The following is a 15,012-nucleotide window of genomic DNA, read 5'->3' on the forward strand; positions in this document are numbered from 1 at the left end:
TTATCTTTTCATTAAGGTGGCGTCAGAATTCATTATAAGGTTTGCCACTACGGCATTGGAGGCTATTAAATAGGGCTCCATATTCTTATCAACTTGATAATACCCCGCTTGCAGCCAGCCTTTTGTTTTTGCTGGATGTTTTTTGAAATTCTCTATTTCCTTATTTCTGACATCTAATAATATTTCGAGTTCTTCCGCCTGCGGCGACTTACCCGTAAGTTTCATATAGGCAGTAGAAATAGCCTTTTTAGGGTCCGAAATCTTACACATTTGTTCTCCTAAAACTTTCGAGGCTTCTACATAGGTCGGGTCATTTAAAGTAACCAAAGCTTGTAAAGGCGTATTCGTTTTTTGTCGCCTTATAACACAATAACTCCTAGAGTTTCCATCAAAGGTGGCAAGCGTAGGATTAGGGACAGAGCGTTTTATGAGAACGTACAAGCTCCTGCGGTACACGGCGTCTGTGGTGTCTGCCGTGTAAGTTGTATTATTAATTTCCCAAAGTCCGTCAGGCTGATAAGGTTTTACACTTTTTCCGCCAATGTCTTCCTTTAATAAGCCAGAAGCGGCTAAGGCGTTGTCTCGCATCATTTCAGCCGTGAGTCTGTTTGCAGGCCCCCTAGCCAGCCAGCGGTTTTCTAGGTCTTTTTCACGATGTTCTTCCGTGGCAGTGGAGTTTTGCTGATAGGTGGCAGTCATCACCATCGCCTTTATTAGTTTTTTCACATCCCAGCCTGATTCCATAAAACTTATGGCTAGGTAATCTAGTAATTTAGGATGAGAAGGAAGTTCGCCTTGGTTACCAAAATCTTCCGCAGTTTTGACTAGTCCTGTACCGTAAATATTCTGCCACATTCTGTTCACAGCCACTCTAGCCGTTAAGGGGTGTTCAGGGTTTGTTAGCCATTGAGCCAGTCCATATCTATTTTTAGGCAAGTCCTCAGGCATGGGTAATATACTTTCAGGAGTATTCGGGAATACGTCTTCACCTCTGGCATCATAACTTCCCCTTTCCATGATAAAGCTTTGGCGTGGTTCTGCCATTTCTTTCATTATCATGATTTCTTCCACTTTTTCTGTGGAGTCTGTCAAAGCTTTTCTTTCATGCTGAATCTTAGCCAATTGTTTTAAGGCAGGTTTATGAATAGTCCCAAAGAAGTATTGACGTAGGATTTCTTTTTCCTGTTTCGTGAGATTTGAATGTGTTTTATTAGCAATGCTAGCCCATTTATGAGATTGGGAAATAACACCAACTTCAAAAGGAATTAAAGCTCTATTGTAAACTAATATATCGTCCACCGAGCCATTTTTTAGACCATATCCTCTAGCCCAAGCTCCAATTTGAAGGGGTGGCTCCTGACTAACTTCTTTTCTGTTAAAAAGGATTCCCTTAGTGAGTTCGTCAGTTTCCGTTTTTAAGGCTAATTCTTTTCCATCTAAGTAAACATGAAGCCCTGTGGCTTTTGAAGAGCCATCGTAAGTCATAGTTAGGTTTATCCATTGACCTTTTGGTATAACTTCTTGACTGGCTTTTAGAATAGCATTAGAAGGTGCCGTATGTGCCAAATTAGCTTCTAAGGTGCCATCTTTTCTGATATAAATATGATAGCCACGGAAATTGTAAAGGCGTTCTGCTATGCCCTTATGAAAAATAACGCCCTCGGTGAATTCCTTTGGAATAAGCACATTTAAGGAGACACTAAAAGGGTCTGACTTTTCAAAAACACCAGCTCCACCAGTATTCAGCCATGCGTCCCCATTTATTTTTAAGCCCATTCCATTGGGCGATTTCGTATAATTTGGTTTCTCTCTAGCTCCCGATTCAATACTCATAAAACCCTTTTGACCAGAATTTATGGCATTATTTAGGTTTTGTTGGTCAAAAGTGTATTTGGCGGTAAGCCCCTGCAAAGGAATGGTTTCATTTTTTAATGCTCTATACTTTTCATCTTCTATCCATTTGTTGAAGTCCTTTTGGCCAGCAGTGATTACGTCCTGAAGTTTTGATTCTTCGGAGGTAAGTTGTTCTTTAATAAAACCAATAATCTCTTCTTGTTTTTCGGTAGGAAGTAAAAGTGTAGGCGTAGGAAGTGCATCATCCCACGATATTTGACCGGCTTCTTTTACGTTGTTGAAAAAACTAAAAAGTTCAAAGTAGTTTTTTTGAGAAAAGGGGTCGTATTTATGGTCGTGACATTTGGCACAGCCTACAGAAAGCCCTAAAAAAGCATCTCCAAGGGTGTTAGTCCTGTCCATGACATATTCTGCCTTGAATTCTTCCTCAATAATTCCCCCCTCCATATTTTGCTGGTGGTTGCGATTAAATGCCGTGGCAGTAATCATTTCTTTAGTGGGGTTTGGCATCAAATCTCCAGCCAGCTGCCAGTGCACAAATTGGTCGTAGGGTTTGTTCCCATTGAAAGCCTTAATGACCCAATCTCTATACGGAGACATGTCTCTTACACGGTCTACAGTATAGCCGTGGGTGTCAGCAAATCTTGCAAGGTCTAGCCAGTCTGTAGCCATTCGCTCACCATACTGAGGCGATGCCATTAGTCTGTCTACTATTTTTTCAAATGCCTCTGGGCTATCGTCATTTTTGAAATTCTTAATTTCTTCTAAAGTAGGAGGTAAGCCAGTAAGGTCAAATGTTACACGTCTTATTAATGTCTCTTTATCTGCTTGGGCAGAAGGGGCTAGTTTCTTCTCTTCTAATTGACTTAAAATAAAGTTGTCAATAGGAGATTTTACCCAATCCTCATTGTTCACGGAAGGGACTTTGGGCATTTCCGGCCTTACAAAAGCCCAATGTTCTTTGTATTCAGCACCCTCGTCTATCCATTTTATTAATACCGCTTTTTCATAATCAGAAAGTGTAAGGTGAGAGTCTGGGGTAGGCATTATCACATCAGGGTCGGTAGATGTAATTCGGTGGAAAATCTCACTTCCATTTAAACTTCCCGGGTCAATAGCAACCTTACCAGGGTTTTCAGGCAATTCTGCATAAGAAGTTTCTGCCACGTCTAATCTTAAACCTGCTTTTTGTTTGGCTTTATCTGGGCCGTGGCAGGCAAAACATTTATCAGACAAAATTGGCTTTACATGTATATTATAGTCGAGTTCTTTTGGGAGCTCATTTATGGCTTGTTCTAGCTCAGGAGGAAGCTCTGGCCCACAGGCGGCCAGCGAGCATAGTGCTAATACTTTTCCACTAGTTTTTAAATGCCTAATAAATATTTCAATCATGAAATAATAGTTTTTAATAGGTTGTATAATTCGAGAATAAAGGTAATGCGGTTTAGGTAAAGCTAATTTATCAAAAGAGACTTTGTTGTTAACAAATCCGACTTTTGTATTATTTTTATAAAAAATATACGCTACAATGAAAAGCTTTTTAAATTATGAATGAGTTAGTTTTACTCAATACGGCAAAGGTAAGTTTAGATGAAAAGTGGAATTATAGAAACGTGGTGAGTCCATTTTACCGACTTTATTATATTAGTGAGGGGGAGGCTAAAGTAACTTTTGATAACAAGGTTAGAGCGTTAAGAACTGGTTTTATGTATTTGATACCGAGTTTCACCTTATCAAATTATAGCTGCGATGCTTTTTTTGTGCAGCAATATGTTCACATAGAAGAAGTGCTCAAATCTGAGGCTTCTTTGAAACAAAGGAATACCCTGTTATTTGAGGTGAAAGTAAGTCCGCTTGAAGTAGCCTTATTTGAAAGGTTGCTGGCCATCAATCCTGATATGGCTTTGGTTAATTCTAATCCTAAAGTTGGGCTTGATTTAACTTTGAGTAGGCCAATATCCCAATCTTTAGAGTCACGCTTAATGGAAACCAATGGCATTATTTTGCAGCTTATGTCTAGGTTTATAGTTACGGAAAATAGGGTAGAGCGTACCGAACTTAGCGGGATTAATAAAATGTCGGAGGTGCTTCTTTTTATTCATGAAAACTATGACAAAGACCTTTCTGTAAAAAAACTGGCAGCTATAGTGAGTCATAATGAAGATTATTTTAGCCGGCTATTTCTTAAATATATTGGAGCCAGACCATTGGTTTATATTAATAGGATACGCATAGAGAAAGCCCAGCACTTGTTGTTATTTTCTGACCTAACGGTAAATGAAATTGCCTATCAAGTGGGTTTTGAAAATAGGACTTACTTTTCAACAGTTTTTAAGAAACTTTCTGGTAAATCAGCCACTGAGTATAGACTTGCGTCAAATTTGGTGTAGCTGTTAAATTATATAAGATACTGAATAGTAGTATTTTATATCCCTGTTCAGTACTTCCTATTAAGTAGTATTGTTCCTGATATGTATATCCCAAAATAATACACATAAATGCCAAACATGCTGTATTTGTCCATTTTCTGACTTCCTAATTTTGCATTATCCTATTTAGTCTACTTGTAGACTATACCTATTATATAATACTAAAAAGTTCTCCATCTGAACTGTTTGAAAGAAACTATTGAATAATGAAACCGACCTATTTGAAAGATATCACTGAAGAGAATTTTGATTTTACTCATGGCTCCAGGCTTGTATATGGCTGCTCTGGTTTAGGCGGTGTTTGGGGAGAAACTAATTATGACGAGTCGGTAGATTGCTTATTATATGCTTTTGAAAATGGTATAAAATCATTGGATACTTCTCCTTCTTATAATCAGTCGGAAACTGTGGTAGGCAAAGCTTTGAAACAATGGAAAGGAGAGAGGCCCTTTGTGTCAACCAAGGTGGGCAGACTAAAAAGTGAAAGTGCACATGATACCGTAGTAGATTATAGTGCCGCTAGAATGCAGCAAAGTGTGGAAGAGAGTTTAGAAACTTTGGGCCTTGACTATATTGATTTATTGTTCCTCCATGAGCCACATTTGGTGCCGATGGATAGGATTGAAGAAGTTTTGGAAACGCTAAAAGGGTTTGTTGCCAAAGGTTATGCTCGTTCTTTGGGTGTAGGTGGTAACCCAACGGATGCTTTCAGGCCATATATTACGGCTGATAATTTTAAGGTAGTTTCTGGTTTTCTAAATGTAGATGCTTGCAATTTAAATGGTTTTAAGAAGGATTTGCCGCACAACCATAAAGAAGGTGTGGCGTATTATGCCGCCTCAGCCTTGCATTTTTCATTATTAGGAAACAGATATGAGCAGTATGTCACTAATCCACCAAATGACGAATGGATTTCTCAACAAGATGTGCAGAATGCCATAAAGGTGAAAGCTATTGCCGATAGAGAGGGTATGAAAATATCCACATTGGCTCAGCGTTTCCTTTTTTCTATGAAAGAAGCAAACCGCGTAGTAATGGGTGCCCGTAAAATAGAACAAATTAAATCGACGATATCCGATTGGAAAATTGGAGTTTTACCGCATTCAATTTTCAATGAAATAGTGGAGATTATTAAGTAAGTGTCTTTGCTGTATACTAATCTGTGAGAGGATGAATTTCTATTGAGAATTCATCCTTTTTTTATGTCTTATTTTTCAATTTATGTAATTGTTTGGGTGGCTCGCTTACAGGAATGAATTTACCATGTTTTTCAGATACATTGAACAGAATGAGTAAAATGTAATACTTTATTGGCTTTGCTTGGGTGTTTTAAGGCCAATGTGATGTTATGTTTTCCCTTTGAAACCAAAACTGACTTCTTCGCTTTGAATACAAAAAGAAAATATGTGATTTGTTAGATAAAATCCTTATAAAATTATAATATATTGGATTATTTGATATTTTGTAAACTTTAAATGGTACAACTTTGACATTCATTGCACCCCTTCTTTGTCCTGTTAGAAAACAGATGAAACAGGTTTAAAGTATTATATGAGCTTTTGTTACAAAGATTATCCATGACTATCTGCTTTAAGTTCAATTGCTATAATTAAAGTGTGATGGTAAAATAGTATTGTCTTATGCTTTTTGATGAATAGACTGATTCTTATAAATAATAGAATTTTGTATAGTTGAATCTTCTCCGAAATACTTTAAGAGTTTCTTGTGCATTGAGAAACAGTTGTGAGCTAATCGGACTGGGTTTAGAATTAAAAAACAACCAAAATATTCTTTACTATGAGTAGAAAGTTACATGAATTTCGAAAGCTCTGGATGAAAGTGGTACCTATGACCACAGTTATCTTGAGTTTGTTTATTGGGCAGTCTTTCGGACAGTCAAGACAGATTACTGGTAAGATTACATCTGCCGCAGATAAATCAGGTTTGCCAAGTGCTAGTGTTCTTCAAAGTGGCTCTAGTAATGGAGTTATGACGGATTTAGATGGAAATTTTAAAATTACTGTTAGTGGTGCGGACGCTAAGTTGGTCTTTAGTTATATAGGATATATAGACCAAGAGGTAGTAGTAGGAAATCAATCTATTATTAATGTGGCACTGGCAGAAGATGCCAATGCCCTAAACGAGGTTGTGGTAATAGGTTACGGAAGTCAGAAAAAGAGCGATATGACTGGTTCTGTAAGCTCCGTAGACGCTGAGGAATTAGGCAAATTTGCCACTTCAAACGCAGCAGGAACTCTCCAGGGTAGAATGGCAGGTGTTAGAGTTTCGCCACAAGGTGGTTCTCCAGACTCTCCAATGAAAATTACGATTAGGGGTTCTGGAACACTATCTGATGCAGGACCATTGTATGTTATTGACGGAATGCTTACTGGCGGAATGGGTTCTTTGAATCCTCAGGATATTGAGAGTGTATCTGTTCTTAAAGATGCTTCTGCTACAGCTATTTACGGTTCTAGAGCTGCTAATGGCGTAATAATAGTAACTACCAAGAAGGGTAAAAGCGGTGATTTAAGCATCAATTTTAATGCGAGCACGGGTATTCAAAAGGCTGCAAATTTAATAGACTGGGCAAACGCTCGTCAATATGCAGACATAGTAAACAGAGCTAGAGATAATGATGGTAATCCAAGGTTCCCATCTAACGATGCGGAGTTCAATCCAAATATTGATTCTGATATTCAAAACGAAAGCTTAAGGAATGCTCCAATTTCAAATATTGGTTTAAGTATAGGTGGTGGTTCAAAAAACACGACCATGAATTTCTCCATCAATCACATGGACCAAGTGGGTATTGTAAAAGAGTCAGATTTCTCACGTACAAACATTAGAGTTAATTCAAGTTACTCGAAGGGGAAATTCAAATTACAGCAGACTTTAGGAGTAAATCGCTCTGTTAACAATCCTAATAATTATTTTTCGCGTGAGAGAGATTTAATTCCTACGGTACCTATTTATGATGAGAACGGCGAGTTCACAGGAACAAACGTTCCTGAAGGACAAACTATAAGTTTAGGTAATTATTCAGGGGTAGGAAACTTAATTAACTCTTTGGGCTTAGCCACAATAGAGGACAGAACTGTTACCACAAACGGTTTATTAGGAAATGTAGATGCTACGCTTGAAATAGTTGAAGGCTTGAAATATAGATTTAACGTTGGTTTAGACATGTCAAATGGTAATAATTATACTTTTACGCCAGAATATAAACACAATGATACACCATTAGGAAATAAGCCTTTTGCGGAGCTAAAGGAGACAAATTCTAACTTTTTATCCGTACTTACTGAGCATACTTTAAACTATTTCAAAACTTTAGGAAAAACTAAGGTTGACGTATTAGGTGGTTATTCTTCGCAAGTAGGTAAAGGGCGTTCATTAGGAATAGTAGCTAGAAACTTTCCAAGTAATGATATTAGAGTGGCATCTGCGGCATCTGATAGAGCTCAGGCTCCTTCTAACGCTTACGAAACTGGTCTTATATCATATTTTGGTCGTGCCAATGTTACTATTGACAACAAATACCTTTTAACAGCTACTTTAAGAAGAGATGGTTCTTCTTTGTTTAGAGAAGACTTAAGATGGGGAACTTTTCCATCTGCAGCTGTAGGTTGGAATGTTAGTAATGAGTCGTTTATGAAAAATGTAACCGCCATTTCCAATCTTAAGTTAAGAGCTAGTTATGGTGAAATAGGTTCAAATAACGTAAGTGCTTATGCCATAGACCCTGAATTGAACCTTAACTCTGATTACATCATAGGTGCTGGTCAAACAAGGTTTCAAGGATATTCTATCACAAAAGGTGTGAACCCAAATATTACTTGGGAAACTACCAAGACTACCGATATTGGTTTAGAGTTTAACATGCTTCAAAACAAACTTCAGTTCACAATGGACTACTTCAATAAGATGTCTGAAGATGTGTTAGTGGCTTTGTCTTTACCGCTATATACTGGTTTTGGAAATGCAGTTCCGTTTAATACGGCGAGTGTGAAGAATAATGGTTTTGAGTTCCAAGCTAATTATTATAACAATTTTGGTTCGGACTTTAAGTACTCTGTAAGTGCAAACTTTACAACATTGAAAAACGAAGTGATCGCTTTGGGAAGAGCTACGCCAATTATTCAAGGGCAATTTACATCTAACGGACTAAGCTCCACTAAAACAGATGTTGGTCACCCTATTGGAGCATTTTTCGGATTTGTAACGGATGGTATTTACCAAACAGACGAAGAGGCTACAGCCGCAAATGATTTTAATCAACCTAGAGCTGGTGACTTAAAGTTCAAAGATATTAATGGCGATGGTAAAGTTGACAATGCTGACCAAACTTACATAGGAAATCCAGCCCCTGGTGTTATGTACGGTTTAAACTTTTCAGGAGAGTATAAAAACTTTGACATGACCTTCCTTTTTGATGGAGTGGCTGGCAATGAGATACTTAATGGAACTAGATACAGAGGTTATTTTGACACAGAGGGTAATTATTTGGCAGATGCTTTAAACGGTTGGACGCCGTCAAATACTGACACCGATGTTCCAAGAAACACGCAAACAGACCCAGGTTATAATAGAAGGTTCTCGGATTTCTATTTAGAAGACGGTTCTTTCTTTAGACTTAAAAATGTGCAAATAGGTTATAGCATTGCTAATGAAACTTTAGCTAAAATAGGAATGACCAGTGCAAGGATTTATGTGAGTAGTCAAAACCTGATGACACTTACAAAGTACACAGGCTACTATCCTGAAGTAGGTAGTAATACCAGAGGTAATCCTAGATTATTTAATGAAGGCGTAGACGAAGGAGCTTATCCAATGCCGAAAAACTATCAAATAGGATTACAGGTTAATTTTTAAAACGAATTATTATAACATTATGAAAATAAATTGGAAAATAACATCGGCAGCCTTTATGCTGCTTAGTACGGGAATTTTCTATTCCTGTAATGAAGACATACTAGAGCAGAGTAATCCGAATGCCATTACGCCAAAGTCTTTTTGGAATACTTCGGAAGATGCCACCAAAGGAATATTAGGAGCCTACAGTCCTTTCACTCATATTTGGAACTATTCAAGGTTTGAGATTTTTGTTTCAGATTATAGAGATGATGTAGTAAACGCATACGGAACATCTGAACGTACTGCCGTTGGGGCATTTAATGGTATTTCTACCAGTAATGGTACTTTTTGGGTGTGGAGTACACACTATCAAGCTATTACTAGAGCAAACGAGGTTATTTTTAATGTACCAAACATTGAAATGGACCAAAGCATGAAGGATGCTATTTTGGGAGAGGCTTACTTTTTGAGAGGGTATCATTATTTCCAACTGGTTAATAACTGGAGAAATGTACCTTTAATAACACTTCCTTTCTCAGAAATAGCTGACCCAGAGGCTATAGCACAAGCAGCACCAGAAGAAACTTGGAATCAGGTAGTAGCTGACTTTAAAGCGGCTCAAGGTCTTTTACCTCAAAATTGGGATTCTTCTAATTTGGGAAGAGCTACTTGGGGGGCAGCCACATCTTTCTTAGGTAAGGCATATCTTTATCTAGAAGATTATACCAATGCCAAAACAGAACTAAAAAAAGTGATGGATAGCGGCCTATATAGCCTTACTGCTGATTATGGAGATAACTTCACAGAAGATGCTGAGAATAATTCTGAGTCAATTTTTGAAATTCAGTTTATAGCTGACGGAAATCAAGGCTGGGGTGGAGACGCCGCAGGAACAGGAAAAGGAGCTGCTTTTCATCCAGATTTGTCACCAGCTGGTTTTACTGGACAAGACGGAATGCAGATAAATAAGTGGACTTTAGAGCTTTTCTTGGATGAAAAAACAGTGGATGACCAAATAGATCCTCGTGCTTTTGAAACGCTGTTTTGGGATACTGATGAAACTACTACTTACCAAGGTAGAGAGTTAAAGTCAAGTACGTACTTGGGCAAATCTTATAAAGAAGTTTATAATGATGGTAGAAATACTATTTATGCTAGCAAACACCTAGACGTAAAACAAGGTTATACTGGCTCTCAAGCAGAAGGATGGCACCAGTCAGGAAACAACCTAAGACTAATGCGTTATGCTGATGTACTGCTGATGTATGCAGAGGCTGAAGTAGGTGGCTGGAATGGCGGGGCCGCTACCCAGGCTGCTGTAGATGCTGTAAACTTGGTAAGAGCACGGGCCAATATGCCTGCATTTGACCTTTCAATGACCATGAAAGATATTGAAGATGAGCGTGTAAAAGAGCTTTCTCTAGAAAGAACTAGATACCACGATTTGTTAAGATGGGGACTAGTTAAGGAAAGACTAGTAGACCATCCTGAATTGAAATCTTCTAGTAGCGGAACTGGGGCATACCAGCCTGGTAGAGAGTATATTGATATACCTCAAAACGAAATTGATGCAAATCCGAATTTCCAACATAATCCGGGTTATAACTAAAATTAGGTATAGCCAAGCATCTTAAATGGCATTAGAATCCATCTCTTTTTGAGATGGATTTTTTTTTGTTTAATAAGCTCCAAAGAAACATTTCGTTAGCGTAATGTCAATTTCTAATATTCACAAAAGTTTGAAATGATTTAGAACCAAGATTAATGTTTAATCTAAAAAGTCCTTTGGAAGTATAAATCCAGAGCGACCGAGTTTTCGTTCCTTAAATTCTAGTGCAGCCGAAATAGCCCATCTTTTGATGTACCGTTATTTATAGGTATTATGGGTAACATTAATTTTATAGACATGAAAAAAGTAAAACTCTGCCTTTTAAGCGACTTGACCGATAGGACACCCATTCATAAAGAAGTCAATGGTTTGGACCTAGTGCTAACCAAATTCGACAATAAAATTTCATTATTATATGGACGCTGCCTTCACAGAGGAGCCTTAATGGCGGATGGTTACGTAGACGGTCATAATTTAATGTGCGGACTTCATGGCTGGGATTATAGACTAGATACTGGCGTAAGTGAGTATAACAATGAAGAAGTTCTTCACAGTTTTAAAACAGAAATTTCAGATGGTGTTGTTTACGCCGATGAAGATGAAATCAATGAATATTTAACGGAGTTTCCTCAGCCTTTTAATAGAGATGCCTACCTAGGCGAATTTGCGGATACGCATCCAGAAAATACAGAGCCTTATACAGGTTATACAAAAGATTTGGCTAAAAACGGACTTTCAAAACACGGACATCATGGTCCGTCGGCCTCAATGGGAGTTGACAGAAATCTCTTACCTAAATGGGAGAATATTCAATTTCTTCCTGCTCAGCTTTCTAAAAGACCGCTTTTAGATGAAGACGAAGTGCGTACTAAAACAGTTGTAGGGAAAAAAGCAAAGAAGCCTTTAAGGCTTGATATGCCCATTTTTGTTTCTGATATGAGTTTTGGAGCATTGTCAAAAGAAGCAAAAATTGCCTTAGCAAAAGGTGCTGAAATGGCAGGAACCGGAATCTGTAGTGGAGAAGGTGGAATGCTGGAAGAAGAGCAGCAAAGCAATTCCAGATATTTTTATGAGTTAGCCTCGGCCAAATTTGGTTTCTCATGGGATAAGGTCAAAAAAGCCCAAGCTTTCCATTTTAAAGGTGGTCAGGGAGCTAAAACAGGAACAGGAGGTCATTTACCAGGAAATAAAGTGACTAAAGATATAGCGAAAGTTAGAGGGCTTAAAGAAGGCGAAACGGCTATTTCTCCAGCGGCATTTCCAGATATGTTTACCGTACAAGATTTTAGAGATTTTGCCAATGAAGTTCGTGTTAGAACTGGCGGTATTCCAGTAGGTTTTAAAATAGCGGCGAGTAGGATAGAGGAAGACATTAAGTTTGCTTTAGATGTAGGTGTTGATTATATCATTTTAGACGGCCGTGGTGGTGGAACGGGCTCGGCTCCCAAAGTTCTTAGAGATAATATAAATGTGCCCACCATACCTGCACTGGCCAGAGCCAGAAAGTTTTTGGATGAGTCAGGTGCTACGGATGTTACGCTCATAATAACAGGTGGACTACGAGTGGCAGAAGATTTTGCTAAGGCATTAATGATGGGAGCGGATGCTGTGGCTGTTTCTAATTCTGCTCTTCAAGCCATTGGCTGTTTGGGTATGAGGGCCTGCGGTACTAACAACTGTCCGGTAGGAATAGCTACACAGAAAGAGAACCTCAGAAGTAGGTTAATTATAGAAAACTCGGCCAAACAACTTTATAACTTCTTTACAGCTACAAACGACCTCTTGAAAGTGATAGCTCGCTCGTGTGGCCATAGCGTTATTGCGGATTTTGAAAAGGAAGATTTGAGTACCTTAGATTATGAAATGCACAAATTGACAGGTATTAAATATGCTGGTTTAGGATGAAAATAACTTGTTATACCTAAAACAAACTTGTATTTAATATGATGGAAGAAAGTATTAAGAATATTCATTTAGTTGCTCAATATTTGGCAGCAGCAGGCAAAAGTTTTTTACCAAACAAAGATGATGACAGTCAATCAAATTTGGGGTGGAATGCCAAAACTAATAGTTTAGAAACAAGAGACTTGGGTCATGGGTATAAATTGACTTTTAGCTTAGAAAGTGCTGTTTTAAAATGGTCTGGAATGGCTGAAGGTATGGATCTTAAAAAGCATACGCACCAAGAGATTTTGATTTGGCTAAAAGAAACTAGTTCGGGTTTTGGTTTTGAAAAAATGTATAGCTACGCCGTTAATTATAAGTTAGATTATCCTGAAATAGAACCTAAAGACAGTTATTCATTTGACGCCTCGGAGGCTGCATTGATAGCTCAAAAGTTCACATTGACCCAAAAGGCTTTAGACGCTTTTTTGAAAGCAAATGAATTGACCTCTGAAATTAGGGTTTGGCCACATCATTTTGATATGGGTGTTTATACCAAATTGAGCGATAAGCTTTTCTTAGGAGCGGGTTTGGCTATTCCAGATTCAGTGGAGTCTGAGTTTTATTTTTATGCCTCCGGGTGGAATGATGGACAAGCCATTAATACTAAAAATCTTCCGAAGTTAAGTGTTGGTTCTTGGCATGCTGAGTGGACGGGCGGAACGCTAAAATCTAATGGTGTGCTGCTGAATGACGTCATAATCTTCCTTAATAATGCCAAGGATGCATATATTGAGAACAAATAAGACTAGAAAATCCGCATAATACGAAATAGTAATTTTGTGGATAGTTTGAATCTTGACAATGTATAATTACGTTTCTAGAATAAATAAAAACAGAGATTATGAAAACCGCAACATGGAATAATGAAGTTATAGCAGAAAGTGATGAAACAGTGGTGATAGAGGGAAACCACTATTTTCCACCAAACGCTATCAAAAACGAATTTTTTAAAGAGAACGACACGCATACCACCTGCCACTGGAAAGGGGAGGCGTCATATTATGACTTAGAAGTAAACGGCGAAACAAATACTGACGCCGCTTGGTATTATCCAGAAACTTCGGAGTTAGCAGAGGGTATAAAAGGTTACGTAGCCTTTTGGAAAGGTGTTAAAGTAGCCTAAGCTTATAAGCAAACGGATTTCAAACGAGTCCGTTTGTTTAATATTTCTTCATAATATTAATGAACTCCTTAGCTATTAAGGCATTCCCTTTGTCCGAAGGGTGCAGGCCATCATAAGTAAGGTTTATGGCTTCTATTGGATAAGGATATTCGTCAGAATCAGGATTAAAACCTATCTCAGTAGAGCTCGGATAGCTATAATTTTGATACAATCCGGTTTCTGGATTTTTCAATCTTTTGAAATTAACCAAATTCTCATATTTGAAGGCTTTATGTTTGTAAAGGTCAACTACCTTTAGGTTTTCATGCTTTGCAATGCTCACTACTGCATCCGCAAATTGTTCTAATGATTGCCCATTCTTTTCTTTATAAGAGCCAAAAGCATTGTTTTTGGCATTGGCGATATACACGAAATCTACTCGTTTAAGAGGGCTTACCAAAATTATGGGTGCGTCAGGATTAAGTGTTTTCAGTTTGTCAATGATGATTCGATAAGAGCCGTATACTGTTCCATAGCCAGTATTATTTTCATAATCATTCATGGTGCCCACAGGTTTTCCAGCCCACCAGTCATTAGTACTAAGAAACACCGAATAAACGTCAGCTTTTTCAATGCCTAAATCGTCTATTTTTTCAGCAATTCGGCAGGCCGTCCAGCCATTATGACCTTGGTTTACATAATTAATATACGGTAGTTTTTTAGTCACCCGAGTCATGTAGCCCTCATTTACTCTGTTGCCAGTTTCATCCAGATGGTCATTCAGGTAAGTAATGGAATCTCCTATGGCTACCCATTTAATGCTTTTGGGCGAGAATGAGAAAATTGATAGACATAGTAAAGCTAGAAGTAGGTTTCTTTTCATTTTTGGGTTGAATGTTTGATACGTGAAATTATGGATTTTATGAATTAATTACCTTCATTTTTATTACATATCAGGTGTGCATCAGAGGATACTACACTTATTGGACTAGGTTTTTTATAATTAGTTCACCTACTGAGCCTTCTAATTGCCTTGTTTACCAGAGCTATTGAAAAAGACTTTATAATCTATTCCATTCGTTATTAATAGTTTAAGCGTTTATTTTTCTTCCTATGAAAGAATGCCCATAACTTTTGAAAGAGATGTTAACCTTTTGGTTTTATAAAGCACTAAAGGGTGTCTATGGGTAAGAGGGTACTTGAAGTCAAACCTG

9 protein-coding genes are annotated in these 15,012 nt (G+C 37.9%); 7 read left to right on the forward strand and 2 right to left on the reverse strand.

All coding sequences use genetic code 11. The annotated features are described in order from the left end of the window. Complete coding sequence (locus tag AADJ06_RS03700; RefSeq protein ID WP_341225056.1) at nucleotides 1–3,246, reverse strand: DUF1553 domain-containing protein; 3,246 nt, start codon at nucleotides 3,244–3,246, stop codon at nucleotides 1–3. A gap of 155 nt (nucleotides 3,247–3,401) precedes the next feature. On the opposite strand from AADJ06_RS03700, the gene AADJ06_RS03705 reads away from it, so the two are divergent. From AADJ06_RS03705 to AADJ06_RS03735, 7 genes are all read left to right on the forward strand, one after another. Next, nucleotides 3,402–4,244, forward strand: a complete 843-nt coding sequence (locus AADJ06_RS03705; protein WP_341225057.1) for an AraC family transcriptional regulator — start codon at nucleotides 3,402–3,404, stop codon at nucleotides 4,242–4,244. 245 nt (nucleotides 4,245–4,489) lie between these two features. Next, nucleotides 4,490–5,422 (forward strand): aldo/keto reductase, encoded by a 933-nt coding sequence (locus tag AADJ06_RS03710; protein WP_341225058.1) that lies wholly within the window; start codon nucleotides 4,490–4,492, stop codon nucleotides 5,420–5,422. Between the two features lie 658 nt (nucleotides 5,423–6,080). After that, nucleotides 6,081–9,158, forward strand: coding sequence for a TonB-dependent receptor (locus tag AADJ06_RS03715; RefSeq protein ID WP_341225059.1), 3,078 nt, complete (start codon nucleotides 6,081–6,083; stop codon nucleotides 9,156–9,158). 19 nt (nucleotides 9,159–9,177) lie between these two features. Beyond that, entirely contained in the window at nucleotides 9,178–10,749 is a 1,572-nt protein-coding gene (locus AADJ06_RS03720) for a RagB/SusD family nutrient uptake outer membrane protein (RefSeq protein WP_341225060.1), read from the forward strand. A gap of 297 nt (nucleotides 10,750–11,046) precedes the next feature. Next, a complete protein-coding gene (locus tag AADJ06_RS03725) occupies nucleotides 11,047–12,654 on the forward strand; it encodes a glutamate synthase-related protein (RefSeq protein WP_341225061.1) in 1,608 nt (535 codons plus the stop codon). 38 nt (nucleotides 12,655–12,692) lie between these two features. Then, nucleotides 12,693–13,439 (forward strand): hypothetical protein, encoded by a 747-nt coding sequence (locus AADJ06_RS03730; RefSeq protein WP_341225062.1) that lies wholly within the window; start codon nucleotides 12,693–12,695, stop codon nucleotides 13,437–13,439. A 98-nt stretch (nucleotides 13,440–13,537) separates the two neighbouring features. Beyond that, on the forward strand, nucleotides 13,538–13,819 hold the full coding sequence (locus AADJ06_RS03735; protein ID WP_341225063.1) for a DUF427 domain-containing protein: 282 nt from the start codon (nucleotides 13,538–13,540) through the stop codon (nucleotides 13,817–13,819). A gap of 37 nt (nucleotides 13,820–13,856) precedes the next feature. On the opposite strand, the gene AADJ06_RS03740 is transcribed toward AADJ06_RS03735, so the two are convergent. Further along, nucleotides 13,857–14,681, reverse strand: a complete 825-nt coding sequence (locus tag AADJ06_RS03740) for an SGNH/GDSL hydrolase family protein (protein WP_341225064.1) — start codon at nucleotides 14,679–14,681, stop codon at nucleotides 13,857–13,859. Nucleotides 14,682–15,012 lie beyond the last annotated feature (331 nt).

Source organism: uncultured Arcticibacterium sp. (assembly GCF_964021845.1).
Classification (GTDB): domain Bacteria; phylum Bacteroidota; class Bacteroidia; order Cytophagales; family Spirosomataceae; genus Arcticibacterium.